Here is a 22,973-nt window from a genome sequence, read left to right on the forward strand (position 1 = left end):
AGCTTTCCTCGTCAGGGACCCCGCCATGAACCGTCCGCGCCTTCTCCTCGCGCTCGCGCTCTCCACGCTCGCCATGCCGGCCGCGGCGCAGCAGCAGTCGGAGAGCTACAAATTCCTCTCCGCGATCGAGAAGGAGGACGGCAAGGAGGTCACGACGATGATCGAGACGCCCGGCAGCACGATCATCAACACCAAGGCGGTGACCACCGGCAAGGGCGCGCTGCACATCCTCGTCGGCCATTCCGGCAGCCTCTACATGCAATATCTGCTGCAGCATAAGGCGGACCCCAACATCCGCGACGGCAAGGGCAATACGCCGCTGATGCTGGCGGCGCTGGCCGGGCGCGAGGATCTGATCGACCTGCTGCTCACCTACAACGCCAACATCAACCTCGCCAACGGATCGGGCCAGACGCCGCTGATCCTCGCGGTCAACGCGCGCAACGAGCCGATCGCGCGCAAGCTGCTCGCCAAGGGCGCCGATCCCGACCAGACCGACAATCTCGCCGGCCTGTCGGCGCGCGCCTATGCGCTGCGCGATTCGCGCAATCCGACGATGATCGCGCTGTTCAAGGACACCCCCAAGAAGACGCGCGCGCAGGTTGCGGGGCCGAAATTCTAATCGGTCGGAAGACCCATCCACCGAATGGCGACCTCGCCCCCTTCGATCCGTCACCCCGGACTTGATCCGGGGTCCCCGCTACGTCCTTTGCGGATGCCGATCGGGAATAAGCGGGACCCCGGGTCAAGCCCGGGGTGACGGGAGAGTGGTCGGGGAACGGCGGGGATATCGAATGTCGATCCCGCCTGGGACATCACCGTTCGTGCTGAGCCTGTCGAAGCACGATGGGGCTCACCGCCCTCAGCCTTGCAGCCCCAGCAACCGCGCCACCTCGCCGAAGTCGGACGCCACCGCATCGACGCCGAGCGCGCGCAGCCGCGCGTCATGGCCGACGCCGCAATGCGTCCCCGCGCACAGGCCGATGACATAGCCGCCCGACGCCACCGCACCGGTCGCGCCGACCGGCGAATCCTCCAGGATCGCGCAATCGGCGATGTCGACGCCGATCGCCTTGGCGCCATACCAATAGAGATCGGGCGCCGGCTTGCCCTTCGCGACATGCTCGCGGCCGCTGTAGATATGGTCGCCGAACGCATCCGACAGGCCGATATGATCGAGATGACGGCGGATCCACGCGGTCGGGCTGGACGACACCACCGCGCGTGGCAGATCCGCGGGCAGCGACCGGACGAACGCCACGGCACCGGCAACCGCGTCGATCCCCTCGGCCATCGCGCGCGCGTCCTCCGCCTGGCGCGCGGCGGTGAAGCTTTCGGGCAGCGGCCCGCCGATCCAACCCTCGACCGCGGCACGGAAGTCGGCGCCGGCCAGTCCCATGAAATTGGCCATCGACTGTTCCGGCGTCGTGGGATGCCCCGCGGCGCTCAGCCATTCGGCGATCTGCCGGTTCCCGGCATATTCACTCTCGATCAGCACTCCGTCGAAGTCGAACAACAGGCCTCTGCAGTTCATGCCTTGTCTCCCCGCACGCCGAACAAGGCGCTGCCCACCCGGACATGCGTCGCGCCGAGCGTCACCGCCGTCTCGTAATCCGACGACATGCCCATGCTGAGCCCCGCCAGCCCCCCCTCGCGCGCCAGCTTGGCGAGCAGCGCGAAATAAGGCGCTGGCTCGACCTCGGCGGGCGGGATGCACATCAACCCGACCACCGGCAGCCCCGCCGCGCGCGCCCGATCGAGCAGCGCCGGCAGATCGGCGATCGCACAGCCGCCCTTCTGCTCCTCGGCACCGATATTGACCTGGAGGAAGCAATCGGGCCGCCGCCCGGTCTTCGCCATCGCCTTGCCGAGCGCGTCGACCAGCGACGGCCGGTCGACCGCATGGATCGCATCGAACAGCGCCACCGCCTCCTCCGCCTTGTTCGACTGGAGCTGCCCGATCAGGTGGAGCGCGACGCCGGGATAGGCGTCGCGCAACGCCGGCCATTTGGCGGCGGCCTCCTGCACCCGGTTCTCACCGAACACGCGCTGGCCCGCGTCGAGCAGCGGCCGGATCGTCTCGGCGTCGTGCGTCTTGGAGACGGCGATGAGCGTGACGTCGGCAGGTTCGCGGCCCGCGAGGCGGGCGGCGTGCGCGATGCCGGCGGTGACGTGGTCGAGCGGGCTGGTAGCGGCGGTCATGCGCGCCCTATAGCGGCGTGGTGGCCAATCTGAACCGCAATATCGATCCGCGCCGCCACGCCTGGCTGATGACCGATCCGCGGATCGACGAGGCATTGTTCGCGACACTGCGCGCCCTGCCACCCGGTGCGGGCGTGGTGTTCCGGCATTACGGTCTGTCGCGGGGCGAGCGGCACCGGCTGTTCCTCAAGGTGCGGCGGCTGGCGCAGGCGCGCAGGTTGCGGATCACCGCGGGCGGCGCGCTACCCGGCGCGCCGGCGCATGGCGGAGCGCGGGCGGCGACCTACCCGGTCCATGATCGGCGGCAGGCGGTCGCGGCGAAGCGGGCGGGGGCGACGTGGCTGTTCGTCTCGCCGGTCCATGCGACGCGGTCGCATCCCGGGGCGGCGCCACTCGGCCTGCGACGGGCCGTGGCTCTGGCGCAGGGCGGCCGGCGCATCGCATTGGGCGGAATGACCGCGGCACGCTGGCTCAGGTTGCGGCGGTACGGATTCGACGGCTGGGCGGCGATCGACGGGCTGACGGCCCGCTGATCGTCCCGCGCGGATCATGATCGGACCAGCCCGGTCCGATCATGCATCAGGTCAGAAGCGGAACGCCGTCCCGACGTAGACCGACTGGCTGTCGCGCCGGTCGTCGTCGAGCCGCGCCAGCCGCTCGCGATCCGAGCGATAGCGCATGCCCGCGGTCACATCGAGGTTGCGCGTCAGCGAATAGGAGCTGCTGACGTCGACCGAATAGCTCGGCAGTTCCTGCGTCAGCTTGGGCGTGTTCTCCAGCGGCCGGTCGGCGACCGCGACCAGACGGCTGCTCGCACGACCCGCGCGATAGCTGACCGCGACGTCGGTCGATTCGCGGCTGCCCGGGATCGGCCCCAGATCGATGCGGTTGACCGCGCCGGAGACGGCGAACCGCTTCCAGCCCACCGACACGCCGAGGTTATAGGCGATCGGCTGGATACCCACGGTCGGCGCGGTCACCGCGCTGCTGCGGCCGGCATCGGCGAAGGCGGTACGGGTCGAGCGGGCGCGGACCGCGACGGTCACCGCGCGCTTGTCCTGCTGCGCCTCGGCGGGCGTGAACCGGAAATCGGCCTCGTCGAGGCCACCGCGCGCGATCGCCGCGGCGAGCCGCGGATCGGCGGCGGCCGGGGTGAACGACCCGGCGAAGCGCGACGCGACCGCACGCTTGGCGGGGACGGCGCGTTCGCTGGCGCCGAAGGCAGGCGCGACCATGATAGCGGTAACGCACAGCGTCGCCGTCATCATTCCAGTCACTGCACGCCCTATGGCACGCTTGGCAAACACTAGCAGTCCCCTCGACTCCCGCTGCAACGCGCCTAACACGATTCAGGCCCACACCAATATGGAACCTTGACCGCCCGATGCATCATTTCCCCCGACTGTTGCATTAGTCCCACATATTGCGGCCCCATCGCGCCATGACGCGTCGCTTGCGGCTCCCCCCCTGCATCTATAGAGCGAAAAGCGCCCTTTTTATCGCAGGACAGTTACGCCCATGATCCGCTCGTTGCGCACCGCCCTCATGGTCGCCGCCATTGCGCTGCCGCTCGCCGCTTGCGGCGGCCGCGGTGGCAACGCCGTCGCCAAGACCGACCTCGCCGCGTCGAAGGTGACGACGATCGGCGTCAACGCCTATCTGTGGCGCGCGAGCCTCGACACTCTGTCGTTCATGCCGCTGGTGCAGACCGATTCCAACGGCGGCGTCATCGTCACCGACTGGTACGTCAACCCGCAGGTGCCGACCGAGCGGATGAAGGTCACCGTCTCGATCCTCGACCAGGATCTGCGCGCCGACGCGGTCCGCGTCGCGGCGCTGCGGGAGGTCAACCGCAGCGGCCAGTGGGTCTCCGCCCCCGTCGCCGCGGCGACCACGCAGAAGCTGGAAGACGTCATCCTCACCCGGGCCCGCGATCTGCGCCGCGCGTCCATCGCGGGCTAATCCAGACCATGGTTACGCGTTTCAACGCGCTGCAAGCGGACTCGACCTGGCAGAAGGTCTGGGACGACCGCCAGACCTTTGCCGCCCGCGACGATAGCGGCAAGCCGCAGAGCTACGTGCTCGAGATGTTCCCCTATCCGTCGGGGCGCATCCACATGGGTCACGTCCGCAATTACACGATGGGCGACGTGCTCGCGCGCTTCCGCCGCATGCGCGGCTATGAAGTGCTCCACCCGATGGGCTGGGACGCGTTCGGCATGCCCGCCGAGAATGCGGCGATGGAAAAGCAGGTCCATCCCGGCAATTGGACGCGCGAGAATATCGCGACGATGAAGGCGCAGCTGAAACGGCTCGGCTTCGCGCTCGACTGGAGCCGCGAACTCGCCACCTGCGAGCCCGATTATTACGGCCACGAACAGGCGCTGTTCCTCGACATGTTCGCCGCCGGGCTGGTCTATCGCAAGGAATCGGCGGTCAATTGGGACCCGGTCGACATGACCGTGCTCGCCAACGAACAGGTGATCGACGGGCGCGGCTGGCGCTCGGGCGCGCTGGTCGAGAAGCGCAAGCTCAGCCAGTGGTTCCTCAAGATCACCGACTTCGCCGACGAGCTGATCGAAGGCCTCGGCAAGCTCGACCATTGGCCCGACAAGGTCAAGCTGATGCAGGAAAACTGGATCGGCAAGAGCCAGGGGCTGACGTTCGGCTTCGCGGTCTCGGACGGCGGCACGGTCGAGGTCTTCTCCACCCGCCCCGACACGATCTTCGGCGCGAGCTTCGTCGCGGTCGCCGCGGATCACCCGATCGCGCAGGGCATCGCCGAACGGCCCGAGGTCGCGGCATTCATCGAGCGCTGCAAGCAGGGCGGCACCACCGCCGCCGAGCTGGAGACGCAGGAGAAGCTCGGCTTCGACACCGGCCTCACCGCCGCGCATCCGTTCGACGCAACCCGCCGGTTGCCGATCTACATCGCCAATTTCGTGCTGATGGATTACGGCACCGGCGCGGTGATGGGCGTCCCCGCGCACGACCAGCGCGACCTCGACTTCGCGCGCAAATACGACATTCCCGTCCAGCGCGTCGTCTCCGACGGCGACCAGACCGATCCCGTCTTCGCCGGCGACGAAGCCTATACCGGCCCCGGCGCCTTGGTGAATTCGCACTTCCTCGACGGCATGGACGTCGAGGACGCCAAGCGCGAGGTCATCCGCCGCGCCGAAGCGGGCGGCTGGGGCAAGGGCTCGACCGTCTATCGCCTGCGCGACTGGGGCGTCAGCCGCCAGCGATATTGGGGCACGCCGATCCCGATCATCCATTGCGGGACGTGCGGCGTACAGCCGGTGCCCAAGGACCAGCTTCCCGTCGTGCTGCCCGAGGACGTGTCCTTCGCCGTTCCCGGCAACCCGCTCGACCGGCATCAGACGTGGAAGCACGTCGATTGCCCGGCGTGCGGCAAGCCCGCGGTGCGCGAGACCGACACGCTCGACACCTTCGCCGATTCGTCGTGGTATTTCATCCGCTTCGCCAGCCAGCCCAAGGACCGGCCGTTCGATCGCGCGGTCGCCGAAAGCTGGCTGCCGGTCGGCCAGTATATCGGCGGGGTCGAGCATGCGATCCTCCACCTGCTCTACGCGCGCTTCTGGACGCGCGCGCTCAAGCATATGGGGCAGCTCGATATCGCCGAGCCGTTCACCGGCCTGTTCACCCAAGGCATGGTGACGCACGAGACGTATAAATCGGCGGACAACCGCTGGCTCTCTCCCGATGACGTCCGCGACGGGCTGGAGGTCGCCACCGGCCAGCCGGTCACCGTCGGCCGCGTCGAGAAGATGTCGAAGTCGAAGAAGAACACCGTCGATCCCGAGCCGATCGTCGATCGCTACGGTGCCGATGCGACGCGCTGGTTCATGCTCTCCGATTCGCCGCCCGAACGCGACCTGCCGTGGAGCGAATCGGGGATCGAGGGCGCGTGGCGCTTCATCCAGCGATTGTGGCGCCTGTTCGACGGCGATGACGCCGCTCCCGGCGAGGGTGGCAACGTCGCGCTCGACCGCAAGCTGCACCAGACCATCCTCGGCATCGAACAGGATATCGAGGCGCTCGCCTTCAACAAGGCGGTCGCGAAACTGTACGAACTGTGCACCGCGATCGAGCGGGCGGAGCCGAGCCCGTCGCGCAACAACGCGATCTATACGCTGATGCTGCTCGTCGCGCCGATGGTGCCGCACGTCGCGGAGGAGGCGTGGGCCGCCAGGGGCTTCGACGGCCTGATCGCCGACGCCGCCTGGCCCGAGGTCGACCCCAAGCTCCTCGTCGAGGACGAGGTGACGATCGCGGTGCAGGTCAACGGCAAGCTGCGCGACACGCTGACCCTGCCCAAGGACATGGCGCGCGAGGAGATCGAGGCGGCGGCGCTCGCCGCCGACAAGATCGCCCGCCTGCTCGACGGCAAGCCCCCCAAGAAGGTGATCGTCGTGCCCGGACGCCTCGTGAACATCGTCGCATGACCAAGGCTCCGATCAGGACCGTCCTGCTGCTCGCACCGCTGGCGCTGCTCGTCTCGGGCTGCGGCCTGCGCCCGCTCTATAGCGGCGGGTCGGGCGGCGCGGTCGCCGGTACGCTCGCGCATATCGAGGTGACGCCGATCGACGGCAAATCGGGCTGGCTGATGAGCAATGCGCTGCGCGACCGCCTCGCCGCCGGTGGCACGCCGCAATATCGGCTCGACGTACGGCTCGACGACAAGATCGCCGGCTTCGGCGTTCGCCGCGACGACAGCGTCACCCGCGAACGCCGTACGTTGCGCGCGCGCTTCCAGCTCGTGAACCTCGCCGACGGCAGCGTGCTGCTCGACGACACCGCCGGTTCGGATGCGGGCATCGATGTCGTCCAGTCCGAATATGCGACGATCGCCGCGGAGAATACCGCGCTCGAACGGCTCGCCGGCATCGTCGCCGACCAGATCGTCGCGCGCGTCGCCGTCTACGCGCGCAGCCGCCCGGCGCGATGAAAGCCAATGCGCGCGACATAAGGTCCGCGCTCGAACGCCCCTCGCCCGATATCCGCCTGTATCTGCTGCACGGGCCGGACGGCTCGGCAACCGCTGAACTCGCCGCATTGCTCGCCAAGGCGATGGGACCGGAAGCGGAGCGCGTCGATCTCGACGGGGCGACGCTGCGCTCCGATCCGGCGCGTCTGTCCGACGAAGCCGCGTCGATGTCGCTGTTCGGTGGCGCTCGGCATATCCGCGTTTCGCCGGCCGGCGAGGAATGCCTCGACGCCTTCACCGCGCTGCTCGCGGCGGATCACGCGGGCAACCCGGTGGTTGCGCTTGCCCCCACGGTCAAGTCGACCGCCAAGATCGTCAAGCTGGCGATCGATTCCCGCCGTGCGATGGCCTTCGCCGCCTACGAGCCGAGCGCGGCCGATCTCGAGCGGCTGGCGGCGGCGATGGCGCGCGACCAGGGCCTGCGCCCGACCAACACCGCCGCGGCACGGCTCGCGGCGACCTGCGGCGGCGATCGCGCGGTGCTGGCGCGCGAGATCGAGAAACTCGCGCTGTTCCTCGATGCCGCCCCCGATCGCCCGCACGACCTCGACGACGCCGCACTCGACGCGATCGGTGCCGACCTCGGCGAGGCGGAAATGACGCAGGTGGTCGAGGCGGTCGTCACCGGCCACACCGCGGCGCTCGGTGCCGAACTTGGCCGCCTCAGCGAGGCCGGCACCTCCCCCATCCCCTGGCTGCGCCTGCTCGCCCGCCGGCTGATGACGCTCGCCGAGATGAAGGCGGAGATCGACGCCGGCGCAACGCAGGACACCGTCTTCAAACGCCACCGCATCTTCTTCAAGGAGGAAGCCGCCACCGGCCAGGCGCTGCGCCGCTGGACCCCGGCGATGCTCAGTACCGCCCTCACCCGCGTCCGCCATGCCGAACGCGCGATCATGGCGAGCGGCAACGCCGGCAGCGTGCTGGCCGACCATGCGCTGACCGAATTGACGCGGGGCGTCGAACGCCGCGGTTAGTGCGCGCGATCCATCCTAGCGCAGCACGCGCCCGAACAGCGCCAGCGCCCAGCCCGTCGCCGCGACGAACAACGCCGGATCGTAGCGCGGCCCCTCGTCGCGCAGGAAGGCATGCTGTCCGTCGACCTCATGCCATTCATAGCGCGCGCCGACCGCCTCCAGCCGCGCCCGGATCGTCTCGCGCCCGGCGAACGGCACATGCGGGTCCTGCCGCCCGAACACGAACAGCGTCTCGGCGCGCAGATCCGCCATCCGCGCGAGGCTGTCGTCCGACCGCCCCTCGCCCAGCGTCCCCGAATGGATATCGGTCGGGTAGAATAACGCCGCCGCGCTCACCCGCGGATCAAGCGCCGCGCGATAGGCGAGATGCCCGCCGAGACACACGCCGACCGTCCCCAGCCGCCCCGAACAGGCGGCATGCCCGGCAAGCGCATCCAGCACCAACGTCGCATCATTATCGAACCCCGCCACCGGCTTGGTGAACTTCAGGTCGTTGCCCCGCGCCGTCCCCTCGGCATCGTAGCGCAGCACCGTCCCCGGCGCCTCATAATCGTGATAGACCTCTGGCACCGCAACGACATAACCATGGCCCGCGAAGAATGCCGCCAGCCGCCGGATGGGATCGGTGACCTGGTAGATTTCCGAATAGAGCACCAGTCCGGGAAACCGCCCCTCCCCCGCCGGCCGGAACCAATGCACCCGCATCGTCCCGCCCGCCGCGGTCGGCAGATCGTCATATTCGTCGCTGCGCAGGATCATCAGATCGAATCCCCGGTCAGCCGCTGACAGACCATGTCGAGCTGATCGAGCGTCGAATAGGTCAGCGTAATCGTCCCGCCCTTCTCGCTATGCGCGACGCGGACGTGCAGCCCCAGCAGGTCTGACAATTGCCGCTCCAGCGCCGCGATATCCGCATCCGGCGCGGGCGCCTGCGAACGTTCGCGATTGCCCCCTGCCCGCTCCGGTTTGGCGCCCTTGGCGAGCTTCTCGGTCTCGCGCACCGACAGGCCGCGCGCCACCACCTGTTCGGCGAGCATCTCGACGTCGCGCGATCCCAGCAAGGCACGCGCATGACCCATCGACAGCGAGCCGTCGGTCACCCGATCCTGCACCGCCTCGGGCAGTTCCAGCAGCCGCAACAGATTGGCGACATGGCTGCGCGACTTGTGGACGATCTTGGCGAGCGCCTCCTGCGTATGGCCATATTCGCCGGCCAACCGTTGATAGGCCTGCGCCTCTTCGATCGCATTGAGGTCCTGGCGCTGGATATTCTCGATCAGCGCGATTTCGAGCGTCTGCGCATCGTCGAAGTCGCGGACGACGACGGGCACCTCGTGCAGCCGGGCACGCTGCGCCGCCCGCCAACGCCGCTCCCCCGCGACGATCTGATAGTCATGGCCATGCGGTCGCACGACGATCGGCTGGATCAACCCGCGCGACGCGATCGACGCCGCCAGCTCGTCGAGCAGCGCATCGTCGAAATGCCGTCGCGGCTGGCCGGGATGCGGGGTCAGCGCGCTGACCGGCAGCATCCGCACGCCGGAGGGCACTTTATTCTCCGTACCGGGGCTGACCGGTGCCTCGCTCGCCATCTCGCCGAGCAGCGCGCTCAGCCCGCGGCCGAGCCCCGCGGGCCGGCTGCGCTTCGCCGCATCGCTCATGCCGCCGCCGCAGTCGCCGGCGTCTGCGGCAGACGCGCGATCAGCTCGCGCGCGAGATCGATATAGGCCTGCGACCCCGAACAGCGATAATCGTAGATCAGCGCCGGCAGACCATGGCTCGGCGCCTCCGACAGGCGGACGTTGCGCGGGATCACCGTATCGAACACCACCTGCCCCAGCACCGCGCGCACGTCGGCCGACACCTGCTCGGTCAGCCGGTTGCGGCGATCGTACATCGTCAGCGCGACGCCGAGGATCGCGAGACCGGGATTGAACCGCTCGCGGATACGCTCGACCGTGGTCAGCAATTGCGACAGCCCCTCCAGCGCGAAGAATTCGCATTGCAGCGGCACCAGCAATTTGTCCGCGGCGACCATCGCGTTGATCGTGAGCAATCCCAGCGACGGCGGGCAGTCGATCAGCACGATGTCCCAGCGATCCTTGGTCTGCGCGAGCGCGCGATCGAGACGATGCGTGCGGTGCTCGAACTCGACCAACTCGATTTCCGCTCCCGACAGATCCTGCGTCGCCGGCACCAGATCGAGCCGCGGCACCTTCGTGGTGATCACCGTCTCGCCGATTTCGGCCTCGCCGATCAGCACATGATAGCTCGACCGGCCGCGTTGCGCCTGGCTGATGCCGAGGCCGGTCGAGGCATTGCCCTGGGGGTCGAGGTCGATCAGCAGCACGGTCTTGCCCGTCGCCGACAAAGCGGTGGCGAGGTTGATCGCACTGGTGGTCTTGCCCACGCCGCCCTTTTGGTTGGCCACCGCAATACAAGTCATCGCGCGCGTCCTTGGTTGCGATCCACGATCAGGATCGAGGATTGAGGATCGGTCAAACTATGTTCCACGTGAAACACTCTGGTCCGGTCACGCTGTAGGTGGGCCAATTCTTCGGCCTCGATCCGTCCGCGGGGGAGGATCCAGCGTGTTGCCGGTGTGGCGCAATGCTCCGCCGCTTGCAAAAGCTTTTCGACCGAGGCGACCGCTCGTGCCGAGATTGTCGCGAACCGCCCCTCGATCGCCTCGACTTTCGCCGTCACCACGTTGGCGTGACGCAGCGCTAGTTGCTCGACGCACGCATCGAGGAACGCCGCCCGCTTCTTGCGCGGTTCGACCATCGTGACCGGATCGACACGGAGGATCGCCACCATCATCCCGGGGAAACCACCACCCGTCCCGATATCGAGCCAGCTTCCGCCGGATTGTTTCACGTGGAACAATAGCTGTGCGGAGTCGACGGCATGCCTGGCCCAGATCGCCGCGACGCTCGCGGGCGAGATCAAATTCTGGTGTTCATTCTCCTGCCGGACGAGTCCGAGAAACGCACCGACCTGCGCCGTCTTGTCCTCGCCAAACCGCTCGACAAACCACGCCCGCGCCTCGTCCTCCGTCATGCCGCCCGCCGTTGTGCATAGAGATAGATCGCCGACAGCGCCGCCGGCGTCACGCCGCGCACCCGCGCCGCCGCCCCGAGCGACGCCGGTCGTGCCTTGCCGAGCCGGTCGATCATCTCGTTCGATAGCCCGGGGATCGCCGCATAATCCAGCTCCGCCGCCAGTGGCACCGCCTCTTCGCGGCGCATCCGCGCGACCTCCTCCGCCTGGCGCTCGATATAGGGCGCGTAGCGCGCATCCTCGATCACCTCGTCGACGATCGCCGCGGGTGCCATCCGTCGTACCTCAGGGGCGACCCGATCGAGATCGAGCTCCGCCATGCGCAGCCATTCGTACAGGCTGCGGCGGCTGCCATCCTGCGCGACGTGCACGCCGGCCGCCGCAATCCCCGCCGCGGTGACCGTCTGCGTCAGCGCGTCCCGGACCGCCACCCGCGCGTCCGCACGCCGCCGCTGCTGCGCCAGCCGCTCGTCACCCAAGCACCCCAGCGCCTCCGCAACCGGCCCCAGCCGCGTCTCGGCATTATCGGCGCGCAGCGACAAACGATATTCCGCGCGCGCGGTGAGCATCCGATAGGGCTCGGTGACGCCCTGCAGCACGAGATCGTCGATCATCACGCCGGTATAGCTCGACGCGCGATCGAGCACGCAGGGCGCCAGATCGCAGGCAGCGGCCGCGGCGTTGAGCCCCGCGACGAGCCCCTGCCCCGCCGCCTCCTCGTAGCCGGTCGTCCCGTTGAGCTGCCCCGCGCAATAGACGCCGGGGATCGCCGCCAGCGCCAGCGTCGCGTCGAGCGCGCGCGGGTCGAGATAATCATATTCCACCGCATAGCCCGGCATCGTGATCCGCGCGCGCTCCAGGCCGGCGATACTGCGGATCATCGCCTCCTGCACGTCCGTCGGCAGCGAGGTCGACAGGCCGTTCGGGTAGACAATGGCGTCATCCAGCCCCTCGGGTTCGAGGAACACCTGATGACCGTCGCGGTCGCCGAAGCGATGCACCTTGTCCTCGATCGACGGACAATAACGCGGGCCCTGCCCCTCGATCGCGCCGCCGAACAGCGGCGAGCGATCGAGCCCGCCGCGTATCCGGTCGTGCGTCGCCGCATTCGTCCGCGTCACCGCGCAGGCGATCTGCGGCAGCAACCGATGCTCGGTCATCGGCGACATCGTCCACGGTTCGACGTCCGAACGTTGCTCCTCGAGCCGCCCCCAATCGATCGTCCGCCCGTCGAGTCGCGGTGGCGTCCCGGTCTTCAGCCGGCTGAGCGGCAGCGCCAGCGCGCGCAATTGCTCGGCGAGCTTGCGTGCCGGCCGCTCGCCGATCCGTCCGCCTTCGTGACGCTCGTCGCCACGGAACATGCGCCCGCCGAGGAACGTCCCCGTCGCGAGCACGACCGTGCGGCCGGCGACGCGGCTGTCGTCCGCCAGCACCACGCCGTCGACCCGCGTGCCGTTCAGGCTAAGCGCCTCGACGTCGCCCTCCGCGATCGTCAGCATCGGCAGCGCCGCGAGCATGCGCTGGATCGCCGCGGCATAGCGCCGCCGATCGGCCTGCACCCGCGGACCCTGTACGGCCGCTCCCTTGCTGCGATTGAGCATCCGATAATGGATCGCCGCGGCATCGGCAGCGCGGCCGATGAGCCCATCGAAGGCATCGACTTCGCGAACGATATGCCCTTTGCCAAGCCCACCGATAGCGGGATTGCACGACATCGCGCCGATCAGGCGACGGTCGTGACTGAGGAGAAGGGTCCGCGCACCCCGCCGCGCCGCGACAGCAGCGGCTTCGGTTCCGGCGTGGCCACCGCCAACGACGATCACGTCATACATGCGATCCGCCTATGCCAGCGGGGGCGTAAGGTCAAAAGTGTTCCACGTGAAACACGGCCTTCGGATCCCGATCATGATGTTTCACGTGGAACACCGAAGTGATCTTCGGACGTGCTGACGCTTCTAAGATAGCCCCCGCGGCACACCAAGGTGTTCACGATGCCCCGAGTTGGAGAGACACCGACGGGTAGTCGACAGCACCGTCCGTGCCCGGGATTGTTCCACGTGGAACATCATTTCCCGATGCAGAACCGTCCGAACAGCGTGTCCAACATCACCTCGGTAGCATCCACGCCGAGGATTCCCCCTAGCGCTCGGATCGCCAATCGGAGCTGCTCCGCAACGATCAACGCGTCGGCCTCGTCCTGCTCGATCGCCGACAATGCCACGCGACACGCCGCCCGCTCGCTCTCCCGAAACGCGACCGCATCGCCGCGCGGCATCAACGTCTCGGCCCGCTCCGCCAGCGTCAGCCAAAGCCGCTCGACGCTCTCCGGATCGCCTTGGGCAACCGCCACATCCGCACCGGCGATCGTCCCCCGCCCCGGCGCATCGCTCCGCGCCTGTACCCAGATCGCATCCCCGCGCGGCGGGGCATCATCACCCAGCCACAACAGCAGGTCCGCGCGCAGGATCGAACCCTCGGCGCGCTCCACGCCGATCCGCTCGATCGGATCGTCGCTCTCGGCCAGCCCAGCGGTATCGGTCAACACATAGACGAGCCCAGCGCGCGTCACCGTCGCCTCGATCCGGTCGCGCGTCGTCCCCGCGATCGCCGAGACGATCGCGACCTCGCGCTGGCTCAGCAGATTGATCAGCGTCGACTTGCCGCTGTTCGGCGGTCCGGCGAGCACGACATGCACGCCGTCGCGCAACCGCTCGACCGGCGGCATCGCGAGCACCGCGCGCAACTCGGCGGCAAGAGCTGCCCTCCCCTCGCGCACCGCCGCCATATGATCGTCGCCGACATCGTCCTCGTCCGCGAAGTCGAGTTGCGCCTCGGTCAGCGCGGCGAGCATCGCCAGCCGGTCGAGCCAGCCGCGCACCCGCTGGCTGACGATCCCTTCCGCTGCGGCCAGTGCCGCAACCCGCTGCCGTTCGGTATCCGCCGACAGCAGATCGGCGAGGCCCGCCGCCTCCGCAAGATCGATCCGACCGTTGGTCAGCGCCCGCCGGGTGAACTCACCGGCCAATGCCGATCGTAATCCGGGCTGCGTGCCGAGGGCATTCAGCACCGCCGCGATCACCGCCCGCCCGCCATGGCAATGCAGCTCGGCGAGGTCCTCGCCTGTCGCGCTTCCCGGTCCGGGGAACGTCAGCACCAATGCGCGGTCGAGCAACGCCCCCTCGGCATCGCGCAACGCGCGCACCCGCGCCGTCCGTGCCGGCGGCAGGCTGCCCGCGATCCGCGCCACCGCTACGAATGCCTGCGGTCCGCTCACCCGGATCACGCCGATCCCCGCGGGTGCCGCGCCGCTCGACAGCGCGAAGATCGTGTCGCTCAATTGCCCGTCTTCCCCCCGCCGGTGGCCTGGTCGAACATCTGCCGCCACATCGCCAGACCGGCATCGCCCATCGGCGCCCAATTCTTCATCATCGTCTCGAGCAGTTCGGGCCGCACCTGTCCGTTCATCGCTTCGAGCAGCGACGCGACATAGCGGTCGTGCAGCGGCGTCAGATCGGGCAGCCCCATCGCGCGGCGTGCCTCCTCCGGGGTCAGATCCACGTTCACCGTCACCTTCATGCGCGTCGCCCCTTGAGCAGCCCTCAGCCCCGCTGCATAGCTCAGCGCGCTCCCACGCGCGAGAGGACCCCCATGACCAAGACCATCCAGATCGAGACACTCGACGACCGCGGCCGCTTCGACGTCTACGTCGCCGAACCCGTCGGCACGCCGCGCGCGGCGATCGTCGTCATCCAGGAGATTTTCGGCGTCAACGCCGGCATCCGCGCCAAGGCGGACGCACTCGCTGCCGACGGCTATCTCGCCCTCGCCCCCGACCTGTTCTGGCAGATCGCCCCGGGTATCCAGCTCGACCCCGACGTTCCCGCCGAAATGCAGCAGGCGCTCGAGCTGATGGGCCGGTTCGACCAGGACGCGGGCATCCGCGATATCGAGGCGACGATCCGCACCGCGCGGACGGCGCTCAACGATGCGCAGGCGGGCAGCGGGCTCGCGGCGAAGGTCGGCGCGGTGGGCTATTGCCTCGGCGGCCGCCTCGCCTTCATGACCGCCGCACGCACCGACGTCGACGCGACGGTCGGCTATTACGGCGTCGGCATCGATGGATTGCTCGGCGAGAAGCACGCCATCGCCAATCCCGTCCTCCTCCACGTGCCGCAGGAGGATCATTTCGTCGACAAGGACGCGCAGGCGCGGATGCACGCCGGCCTCGACGATCACCCCAAGGTGACGCTCTACGATTACCCCGGCGAGGACCACGGCTTCGCCGCGCAATTCGGCAAGCGCCGCTCCGAGGACGCCGCCCGCCAAGCGGACGAACGCACCGCGGCCTTCTTCGCCGAGCATCTCGGCTGAAACGAAAAAGGGGGGCTCGATGGCCCCCCTTTCTGTATCAGAACAAGGTCAGCACCCCGACCTGCGGGTCTACGACCCCTTCGTAGATCATCTTGCCCGCGACGTAGAGGATCACGAGCAGCCCGACATAAGCGATCCAGCGATAGCGCTCGATATATTTGGCGATCAGATTCGCCGCGATGCCCATCATCGCCACCGACAGCAGGAGGCCGATGATCAGGATGCCAGGATGGTCGCGCGCCGCGCCGGCGACGGCGAGGACATTGTCGAGGCTCATCGACACATCGGCGACCGCCACCGCCCAGGCCGCCGCGGCGAAGCTCTTGGCGGGCTTCAGCCCCGACGCCTCGTCGCCATCCACCTCTGGCGACCCGGCGTTGCTGTGCTCGCGCAGCTCGCGCCACATCTTCCACGCTACCCACAGCAGCAGGATACCGCCCGCGAAGATCAGCCCGATCACCCCGAGCAGCCAGCTCACCGCCAGCGCGAAGATGATGCGCAGCACCAGCGCGGCCATGATCCCGATCAGGATCACCTTCTTGCGCTGGTCGACCGGCAGGCCCGCGGCGAGCGCCCCGACGACGATCGCATTGTCGCCGGCGAGCACGACGTCGATCATCAGCACCTGCACGAAGGCGGCGAGTGCGGCGGGTGTGCCGATGTTGGAAAAGTCGTTGAGGATATGTTGCCAGATCTCGGCCGGAGACCCCGGCCCGCTGGCGGCGGCAGCGCTCAGCATGGCGATGATGGACACGTTTCAAACTCCCGGTTGATCGATAGGTCCATAACGCAGCGACGCGCGAAAGCCATGCTTCCGCGCGTCGCGATCTTGATACGGCCCGTGCCCGTTCGGGCTGAGCCCGTCGAAGCACGGTGAAAACACCCGCCCTTCGACGGGCTCGCCAAACCGGCGTTTACTGGTTCATCGAGTCGAAGAAATCCTCGTTGGTCTTCGAATTCTTCATCTTGTCGAGCAGGAACTCCATCGCGTCGATCGTGCCCATCTGCATGAGGATGCGGCGCAAGACCCACTGCTTGGACAGCTTGTCCTTGTCGACCAGCAGCTCCTCCTTGCGGGTGCCCGATTTGCCCACATCGAGCGCCGGGAAGACGCGCTTGTCGGCGACCTTGCGGTCGAGCACGATTTCGGAATTGCCGGTGCCCTTGAACTCCTCGAAGATCACCTCGTCCATGCGGCTGCCGGTATCGATCAGCGCGGTGGCGATGATCGAGAGCGAGCCGCCCTCCTCGATATTGCGCGCCGCGCCGAAGAAGCGCTTGGGCCGCTGCAACGCATTGGCGTCGACGCCGCCGGTCAGCACCTTGCCCGACGACGGCACGACGGTGTTGTAGGCGCGGCCGAGGCGGGTAATGCTGTCGAGCAGGATCACGACGTCCTTCTTGTGCTCGACGAGCCGCTTGGCCTTTTCGATCACCATCTCGGCGACCTGGACGTGGCGCTGCGCCGGCTCGTCGAAGGTCGACGATACCACTTCGCCCTTCACGCTGCGCTGCATGTCGGTGACCTCCTCGGGCCGCTCGTCGATCAGCAGCACGATCAGGAACACCTCGGGATGGTTGTCCGAGATGGCGCGCGCGATGTTCTGGAGCATCACCGTCTTGCCGACGCGCGGCGGGGCGACGATCAACGTACGCTGGCCCTTGCCCTGCGGCGAGACGATGTCGATGACGCGCGCCGATTTGTCCTTCTGCGTCGGATCGGCCGGATCGAGCGTCAGCTTCGATTCCGGATAGAGCGGCGTGAGGTTGTCGAAATTGACGCGATGACGGACCGCATCGGGATCGTCGAAATTGACCGTGATCAGCTTGGTCAGCGCGAAATAGCGCTCGCCATCCTTGGGCGCGCGGATCTCGCCTTCGACAGTGTCGCCGGTACGCAGGCCGTGCTTGCGCACCTGATTGGGCGAAATGTAGATGTCGTCCGGCCCGGCGAGGTAATTGGCCTCCGGACTGCGCAGGAAGCCGAAGCCGTCCTGCAGGACCTCGATCGTGCCGAGGCCCATGATCTGGTCGCCATTCTCGGCCTGCACCTTCAGGATCGCGAACAGCAGGTCCTGCTTGCGCAACGTCGAGGCGCCCTCGACCCCCAGCTCTTCGGCCATGCTGACCAGCTCGGCGGGGGTCTTTTTCTTCAAGTCTTTAAGATGCATGGAATAATCCGAATGCGTAGTCGGGGGGCTGGCTCAAATCGGCGAAGGACTCGCAGCGACGATAGCCAAGGAGGAACGCGGAACCACCGGACGGCAGCTCTACGCGTGTTCAGGAGGTAAGAGCGTGGAGGGGGTTCGTCAAGCGGATTGGCGATCGGCCCCCTCCGTCAAGCCTCCCCCGTCGCCTCACCGCTTCGGCCGGCACCCGTCTCGTCATCCCGGCGAATGCCGGGACCCATGGTCACGACGTCGGTAATGATGCGCGCAACCGCACGTCCATCGTGACCATGGGTCCCGACCTTCGTCGGGATGACGGAGGAGGAGGACTGCGCAACGCGTCACATCGTCCCCCCATCCGCCATAATCAAAACGGCTTCACGAACACCAGCACCACGATCACCACCGCGGCCAGCGCCGGCACCTCGTTGATCATCCGCAACCGTCGCCCGTCGAGCTTCATCACGCCGCGTGCCAGCGTCTTTGCATAGCCAACCGCCCAGCCATGATAGCCCGACAACACCAGCACGAAGAGCAATTTGGCGTGCAGCCACCCTTCGGCCCAATGGTGGCCGACGGTCGCCAGCGTCAGCCCGAGCACCCACACCACGATCATCGCCGGCGTCAGGATGATCGCGCGCAGCTTGCTCTCGCGCTCGACCCACAAGGCCGCCTCGTCGGCACGCCCGGCGACCAGCGCCTCCTGATGATAGACCAGATAGCGCGGCAGCATGAACAGCCCCGCCATCCAGAAGATGACGAAGATCACATGCGCCGCGACGATCCACAGATAGGCGCCTGCCAGCATATCCATCACGATCCCCTCACCCGCGCGACCAGCTGCTCGACATGCGCGATCGGCGTGAACTGGCCGATGCCGTGGCCCAGGTTGAAGACATGCGGCCGGTCGCGGAACGCCGCCAGCACCCGGTCGATCCCGTCGTCGAGCGCCGCGCCGCCGGCGAGCAGCGCCAGCGGATCGAGATTGCCCTGCACCGGCAGCCCCGCGGGCAGCATCGCATCCGCCCACAAAGGATCGACCGTCTCGTCCAGCCCGATCGCGTCGACGCCGGTCTCGCGCGCATAGGCCGGCAGCTTGCCGCCCGCCCCCTTGGGGAAACCGATGATGCACGCATCCGGACAGCGCGCGCGCAGGCCGGCGACGATCGCCGCATTGGGTGCGATCACCCAGCGTTCGAACTGCGCCGGCGACAGCGATCCCGCCCAGCTGTCGAACAATTGCACCGCCTCGACGCCCGCCTCGATCTGCCGCGCCAGATACTCGATCGTCATCGTGACGATCGCGTCGATGATCGCACCGAACGCCGCCGGATCGGCATAGGCGAACCCGCGCGTCTCGCCCTGGTCTTTCGATCCGGCGCCCGCGACCATATAGGTCGCCACGGTCCAGGGTGATCCCGCAAAGCCCAGAAACGTCGTCTCAGGCGGCAAAAGGGCCGCCACCCGTTCGCACGTACCGTAAACCGGCTCGAGCCGCTCAGGCACCCGTTGCAGCGCCGCCAGCGCATGATCGACGAGCGGTGGCGTCAGCCGCGGTCCCTCGCCCGGGCCGAAGGTCAAATCCTGGCCCAAGGCCCAGGGCACCATCAGGATGTCGGAGAACAGGATCGCGCCGTCGAAGCCGAAGCGTCGGATCGGCTGCACCGTCACTTCCGCCGCCGCGTCGGGATCGGTGGCGAGCGCGAGAAAGCCGCCCTTCTCCGCCCGCAGCGCGCGATACTCGGGAAGGTAGCGCCCCGCCTGACGCATGAGCCACATCGGCGGCACCGACGGTTTCGCGCCCTTCAGGACGGCAAGGAGCGGCTTGTTCACAGGATCGGACAGGGCCTTCTTCCTATCTAAGAAGAATCTTGAGAAGATTGTTGCAGTGGTTGGCACGTGGAACGCGGGATAAAGCGTTTCGTCCCGTAATCACCCACAGGTTGACCGGCAAGGATCGGGACAATGCCGGGGATTCGGGGCAGACCGTCAACACGATCCACAGCCTGTGGATAAAACCATGCCCTGTGTGCGCAATTGTGGATGGAATGCGGGTTGTCCACCGCCGCCGGGTCGCTTGGCGGGGGTGCCGACTTGCCCTATCCCTTATGCCCATGTTGTCCACAGGTCTGCCCCGGAGCGCGCGATGATGCGGCTCCACCTCCACCTCCTCTCGGACTCGACCGGCGAGACGCTGGAGAACATCGCCAAGGCGGCGCTCGCTCAATATGACGATGTCGAGACGGTCCGCCATTTCTGGCCGATGGTGCGGACCGAGGCGCATCTCGAACGCATCCTGCAGGAGATCGCGCAGAACCCGGGGCTGGTGGTCTTCACGCTCGTCAACGTCGCGACGCGCCGCATCCTCGAACAGCGCTGCCTCGCGCTCGGCCTGCCCGCGGTAGCGCCGCTCGATCCGGTCAACGATGCGCTGTCCGGGCTGCTCGGCCAGCAGGCCAAGGCGCGCCCCGGTCGCCAGCATGCGCTCGACGCCGCCTATTTCGCGCGCGTCGATGCGATCCAATGGACGATCGCGCACGACGACGGCATCGCGTCCGAGGATTGGGAGGAGGCGGAGATCGTCCTCGCCGGCGTCTCGCGCTCGTCGAAGACGCCGACCTCGATCTATCTCGCCAACCGCGGCTGGAAGACCGCGAACATCCCGGTGGTGGTCGAAAGCCCGCCGCCGCGCATCCTATTCACGCTGCGCAACCCGCTCGTCGTCGGTCTCACCACCAGCGCCGACCGGCTGATCCAGATCCGCCGCAACCGCCTGCTCTCGCTCAACCAGATGCCCGACACCCCCTATGTCGAGGAGGAAGCGGTGACCCGCGAGATCGCTTATGCGCGCCGCATGTTCGCCGACAACGGCTGGCCGGTGATCGACGTCACCCGCCGCTCGATCGAGGAAACCGCCGCCGCGATCATCGCGCTGGCCAACGACCGCAAGGCGGTGCGAACGTGACAGCGATGCGCACGGCCCCCGCCCTTTCTTCGTCACCCCCGCTCCTTCCGTCACCGCTGCCCAGTCTGTCATCCCCGCGCAGGCGGGGTTCCATACGCGCGGACCTCGCGGCGCCATCGCGACCGTCAGCGTCTATGGATCCCCGCCTACGCGGGGATGACGAAGCGGGGACAAACACCTCGATGAAGAAAGCCCCCGCATGATCCTCCTCGCCTCGCAGAGCGCCTCCCGCCGCGCGATGCTCGCCGCCGCCGGCGTGCCGTTCGAGGCGACCGCCGCCGGCGTCGACGAAGACGCCGCCAAGGCCGGTCTCGCCGGCATCAAGCCGCGCGACCTCGCCGATGCGCTCGCCGAATTGAAGGCGGTCAAGGTCAGCCTCCGCCACCCCGGCCGGCTGGTGCTCGGCAGCGACAGCGTCGTCGCGCTCGCCGACGGCAGCCTGCTCGACAAGCCCGAGAGCCGCGACCAGGCCGCCGATCATCTCGCCCGCATGTCCGGCGCGCGCCACGATCTGTGGAGCGCCGCGGTGATCGCGGAGGACGGCCGCCCGGTCTGGCGCCATGTCGAGGCGGCGAAGATGCACGTCCGGCCGCTCTCCCCGGCCTTCATCCAGGGCTATCTCGATGCGGAATGGCCGGCGATCGCCGGCTGCGTCGGCTGCTACCGGATCGAAGGCCCCGGCGCGCAGCTCTTCACCCGCATCGACGGTAGCCAGTTCACCGTGCTCGGGCTGCCGCTGCTCAACGTCCTCGACTATCTCCGAACCCGTGAAGTGATCCCCGCATGAGCCGTCCCTATGCCCCCGCCGGCGAAGGCCGGCCATATGCTGAAGTGATCGGCGACCCCATCGCCCAGTCGAAATCGCCGATCATCCATCAATTCTGGCTCGATCAGCTCGGCCTCGATGCCGCCTATCGCAAGACGCTGGTGACGACGGACGACCTGCCCGCCTTCTTCGCCGAACGGCGCGCGGATCCCGACTGGCGCGGCTGCAACGTCACCATGCCGCACAAGCTCGCCGCGCTCGACCATGTCGACGACCGCGGCGACGTGCGCGGCGGCATCGGCGCGATCAACACCGTCTTCCGTGACGAGGACGGCGTCGCCATCGGCACCAACACCGACGCCGGCGGCTTCTATGCGCCGCTCGCCGGTTTCGACTTTACCGGCCGCGCGGTGACGGTGATCGGTGCCGGTGGCGCGGCGCGCGCGATCCTCTTCGCGCTTGCGCGGATGGCGGTCGGCCCGGTCACGCTGCTCAATCGTAACGTTTTGAAGGCAGGCGTTTTATTATCGGCGTTCGGGCTCAAGGGCCAGGCGCTGCCGCTGTCGGCGCCCCTGCCCCCGGACACCGGCCTGCTGGTCAACGCCAGCACGCTCGGCATGACCGGCCAGCCGCCGCTCGACCTCGATCTGCGGGAGCTTGGTGAAGATAGCGTCGTCTACGACATCGTCTATTCGCCGCTCGAAACGCCCTTGCTCGCCGCCGCCCGCGCCCGCGGGCTGGAGACGGTCGACGGGCTGGAGATGCTGATCGGCCAGGCCGCGCTCGCCTTCGAACTGTTCTTCGGCGCCGCGCCGCCCCGCGACCGCGACGACGACCTGCGCGCGGCGCTGCTGGCGTGAAGATATTGGGCCTCACCGGCTCGATCGGCATGGGCAAATCGACGGTGGCGGCGATGTTCGCCGCCGAGGGCGTGCCCGTCTTCGACGCCGACGCCGCGGTCCATCGCCTGCAAGGCCGCGGCGGCCGTCTCGTTATGGCGATCGAGGCCGCTTTCCCCGGCACCACCGGTGCCGACGGGGTGGACCGCCCTGCCCTCGCCGCCGCGGTGCTGGGCGACGACGCTGCGATGAAGCGGCTCGAAGCGATCGTCCACCCCGCTGTCGCCGAGGAGCGCGCCGCCTTCCTCGCCGCCCATGCCGACGCCTCGCTGGTCGTCTTCGATGTGCCGCTGCTGTTCGAGACGGGGGGCGACCGCCATGTCGACGCGATCGTCGTCGTCTCCGCCGCGCCAGACGTCCAGCGTATTCGCACGCTCGCCCGCCCCGGCATGACGCCCGCCAAGTTCGACGCGATCCTCTCCCGCCAGCTTCCCGACGCCGACAAGCGCGCCCGCGCCACGCACGTCATCGCCACCGACGTGCCGCTCGACCAGACCCGCGCCGCGGTTCGCCGCGTCATCGCTTGCATGGCGGCGCGCGCAGGCGGATAGAGG

At 68.1% G+C, this 22,973-nt stretch carries 25 protein-coding genes; 11 read left to right on the forward strand and 14 right to left on the reverse strand.

From position 1 onward, the window contains the following. Positions 1-25: 25 nt before the first annotated feature. A complete protein-coding gene (locus SFC76_RS04170; protein ID WP_322848234.1) occupies positions 26-622 on the forward strand; it encodes an ankyrin repeat domain-containing protein in 597 nt (198 codons plus the stop codon). Positions 623-862: 240 nt separating this feature from the next. Here the strand turns inward: SFC76_RS04170 and SFC76_RS04175 are convergent, their stop codons facing one another. After that, complete coding sequence (locus tag SFC76_RS04175) at positions 863-1,534, reverse strand: HAD family phosphatase (RefSeq protein ID WP_322848235.1); 672 nt, start codon at positions 1,532-1,534, stop codon at positions 863-865. Further along, entirely contained in the window at positions 1,531-2,202 is a 672-nt protein-coding gene (locus SFC76_RS04180) for a YggS family pyridoxal phosphate-dependent enzyme (RefSeq protein ID WP_322848236.1), read from the reverse strand. Before SFC76_RS04180 ends, SFC76_RS04175 begins: the two co-directional genes overlap by 4 nt. 20 nt (positions 2,203-2,222) lie before the next feature. Here SFC76_RS04180 and SFC76_RS04185 point away from each other — a divergent pair, with 20 nt between their 5' ends. Continuing rightward, the gene (locus tag SFC76_RS04185) at positions 2,223-2,735 is read left to right on the forward strand and encodes a thiamine phosphate synthase (protein ID WP_322848237.1); all 513 of its coding nucleotides are present in this window, start codon (positions 2,223-2,225) and stop codon (positions 2,733-2,735) included. Between the two features lie 51 nt (positions 2,736-2,786). On the opposite strand, the gene SFC76_RS04190 is transcribed toward SFC76_RS04185, so the two are convergent. Further along, positions 2,787-3,437, reverse strand: a complete 651-nt coding sequence (locus SFC76_RS04190; RefSeq protein WP_322848238.1) for a hypothetical protein — start codon at positions 3,435-3,437, stop codon at positions 2,787-2,789. Between the two features lie 283 nt (positions 3,438-3,720). On the opposite strand from SFC76_RS04190, the gene SFC76_RS04195 reads away from it, so the two are divergent. Genes SFC76_RS04195 through holA form a run of 4 tightly spaced genes read left to right on the forward strand, consistent with a single transcriptional unit; the run spans position 3,721 to position 8,190 of the window. Beyond that, a complete protein-coding gene (locus SFC76_RS04195) occupies positions 3,721-4,164 on the forward strand; it encodes a DUF3576 domain-containing protein (protein WP_322848239.1) in 444 nt (147 codons plus the stop codon). A gap of 8 nt (positions 4,165-4,172) precedes the next feature. Continuing rightward, a complete protein-coding gene (gene leuS / locus SFC76_RS04200; RefSeq protein ID WP_322848240.1) occupies positions 4,173-6,671 on the forward strand; it encodes a leucine--tRNA ligase in 2,499 nt (832 codons plus the stop codon). After that, on the forward strand, positions 6,668-7,174 hold the full coding sequence (lptE, locus tag SFC76_RS04205; RefSeq protein WP_322848241.1) for an LPS assembly lipoprotein LptE: 507 nt from the start codon (positions 6,668-6,670) through the stop codon (positions 7,172-7,174). The genes leuS and lptE overlap by 4 nt, the downstream gene beginning before the upstream one ends. Beyond that, a complete protein-coding gene (gene holA, locus SFC76_RS04210) occupies positions 7,171-8,190 on the forward strand; it encodes a DNA polymerase III subunit delta (RefSeq protein WP_322848242.1) in 1,020 nt (339 codons plus the stop codon). The genes lptE and holA overlap by 4 nt, the downstream gene beginning before the upstream one ends. Positions 8,191-8,205: 15 nt before the next feature. Here holA and SFC76_RS04215 read toward each other — a convergent pair whose 3' ends face one another. The 7 genes from SFC76_RS04215 to SFC76_RS04245 form a co-directional block, all read right to left on the reverse strand. Further along, positions 8,206-8,949, reverse strand: a complete 744-nt coding sequence (locus SFC76_RS04215; RefSeq protein WP_322848243.1) for a dienelactone hydrolase family protein — start codon at positions 8,947-8,949, stop codon at positions 8,206-8,208. Further along, positions 8,949-9,851: a ParB/RepB/Spo0J family partition protein gene (locus SFC76_RS04220; RefSeq protein WP_322848244.1), complete on the reverse strand. Its 903-nt coding sequence runs from the start codon at positions 9,849-9,851 to the stop codon at positions 8,949-8,951. Before SFC76_RS04220 ends, SFC76_RS04215 begins: the two co-directional genes overlap by 1 nt. After that, positions 9,848-10,636 (reverse strand): ParA family protein, encoded by a 789-nt coding sequence (locus SFC76_RS04225; RefSeq protein ID WP_322848245.1) that lies wholly within the window; start codon positions 10,634-10,636, stop codon positions 9,848-9,850. Before SFC76_RS04225 ends, SFC76_RS04220 begins: the two co-directional genes overlap by 4 nt. Continuing rightward, complete coding sequence (rsmG, locus tag SFC76_RS04230; RefSeq protein ID WP_322848246.1) at positions 10,633-11,250, reverse strand: 16S rRNA (guanine(527)-N(7))-methyltransferase RsmG; 618 nt, start codon at positions 11,248-11,250, stop codon at positions 10,633-10,635. Before rsmG ends, SFC76_RS04225 begins: the two co-directional genes overlap by 4 nt. Further along, positions 11,247-13,082, reverse strand: coding sequence for a tRNA uridine-5-carboxymethylaminomethyl(34) synthesis enzyme MnmG (gene mnmG, locus SFC76_RS04235; protein ID WP_322848247.1), 1,836 nt, complete (start codon positions 13,080-13,082; stop codon positions 11,247-11,249). The genes rsmG and mnmG overlap by 4 nt, the downstream gene beginning before the upstream one ends. A gap of 233 nt (positions 13,083-13,315) precedes the next feature. Next, the gene (gene mnmE, locus SFC76_RS04240) at positions 13,316-14,587 is read right to left on the reverse strand and encodes a tRNA uridine-5-carboxymethylaminomethyl(34) synthesis GTPase MnmE (RefSeq protein WP_322848248.1); all 1,272 of its coding nucleotides are present in this window, start codon (positions 14,585-14,587) and stop codon (positions 13,316-13,318) included. Further along, positions 14,584-14,826: a DUF6489 family protein gene (locus SFC76_RS04245; protein ID WP_322848249.1), complete on the reverse strand. Its 243-nt coding sequence runs from the start codon at positions 14,824-14,826 to the stop codon at positions 14,584-14,586. Before SFC76_RS04245 ends, mnmE begins: the two co-directional genes overlap by 4 nt. Positions 14,827-14,898: 72 nt before the next feature. Here SFC76_RS04245 and SFC76_RS04250 point away from each other — a divergent pair, with 72 nt between their 5' ends. Further along, a complete protein-coding gene (locus SFC76_RS04250) occupies positions 14,899-15,621 on the forward strand; it encodes a dienelactone hydrolase family protein (RefSeq protein WP_322848250.1) in 723 nt (240 codons plus the stop codon). Positions 15,622-15,658: 37 nt separating this feature from the next. Here the strand turns inward: SFC76_RS04250 and SFC76_RS04255 are convergent, their stop codons facing one another. The 4 genes from SFC76_RS04255 to hemE form a co-directional block, all read right to left on the reverse strand. Continuing rightward, on the reverse strand, positions 15,659-16,360 hold the full coding sequence (locus tag SFC76_RS04255; RefSeq protein ID WP_322848631.1) for a TerC family protein: 702 nt from the start codon (positions 16,358-16,360) through the stop codon (positions 15,659-15,661). A 175-nt stretch (positions 16,361-16,535) separates the two neighbouring features. Beyond that, entirely contained in the window at positions 16,536-17,792 is a 1,257-nt protein-coding gene (rho, locus tag SFC76_RS04260) for a transcription termination factor Rho (RefSeq protein WP_293875928.1), read from the reverse strand. A 364-nt stretch (positions 17,793-18,156) separates the two neighbouring features. Beyond that, positions 18,157-18,603, reverse strand: a complete 447-nt coding sequence (locus tag SFC76_RS04265) for a CopD family protein (RefSeq protein ID WP_322848251.1) — start codon at positions 18,601-18,603, stop codon at positions 18,157-18,159. Continuing rightward, positions 18,603-19,622 (reverse strand): uroporphyrinogen decarboxylase, encoded by a 1,020-nt coding sequence (gene hemE / locus SFC76_RS04270; protein WP_322848252.1) that lies wholly within the window; start codon positions 19,620-19,622, stop codon positions 18,603-18,605. The genes SFC76_RS04265 and hemE overlap by 1 nt, the downstream gene beginning before the upstream one ends. 313 nt (positions 19,623-19,935) lie before the next feature. Between hemE and SFC76_RS04275 the strand changes: the two genes are divergently transcribed. The 4 genes from SFC76_RS04275 (at position 19,936) to coaE (ending at position 22,970) form a co-directional block, all read left to right on the forward strand. Continuing rightward, entirely contained in the window at positions 19,936-20,754 is an 819-nt protein-coding gene (locus SFC76_RS04275) for a pyruvate, water dikinase regulatory protein (RefSeq protein WP_322848253.1), read from the forward strand. A gap of 199 nt (positions 20,755-20,953) precedes the next feature. Beyond that, positions 20,954-21,541 carry a nucleoside triphosphate pyrophosphatase gene (locus SFC76_RS04280; RefSeq protein ID WP_322848254.1) on the forward strand — a complete coding sequence of 196 codons (588 nt, stop codon included), beginning with the start codon at positions 20,954-20,956 and terminating at the stop codon, positions 21,539-21,541. Further along, positions 21,538-22,380, forward strand: coding sequence for a shikimate dehydrogenase (gene aroE, locus SFC76_RS04285; protein WP_322848255.1), 843 nt, complete (start codon positions 21,538-21,540; stop codon positions 22,378-22,380). The genes SFC76_RS04280 and aroE overlap by 4 nt, the downstream gene beginning before the upstream one ends. Then, the gene (coaE, locus tag SFC76_RS04290; protein ID WP_322848256.1) at positions 22,377-22,970 is read left to right on the forward strand and encodes a dephospho-CoA kinase; all 594 of its coding nucleotides are present in this window, start codon (positions 22,377-22,379) and stop codon (positions 22,968-22,970) included. Before aroE ends, coaE begins: the two co-directional genes overlap by 4 nt. The last annotated feature ends 3 nt before the right edge of the window (positions 22,971-22,973 follow it).

This window comes from Sphingomonas sp. CD22 (assembly GCF_034556155.1).
In the GTDB taxonomy this organism is placed as follows: domain Bacteria; phylum Pseudomonadota; class Alphaproteobacteria; order Sphingomonadales; family Sphingomonadaceae; genus Sphingomonas.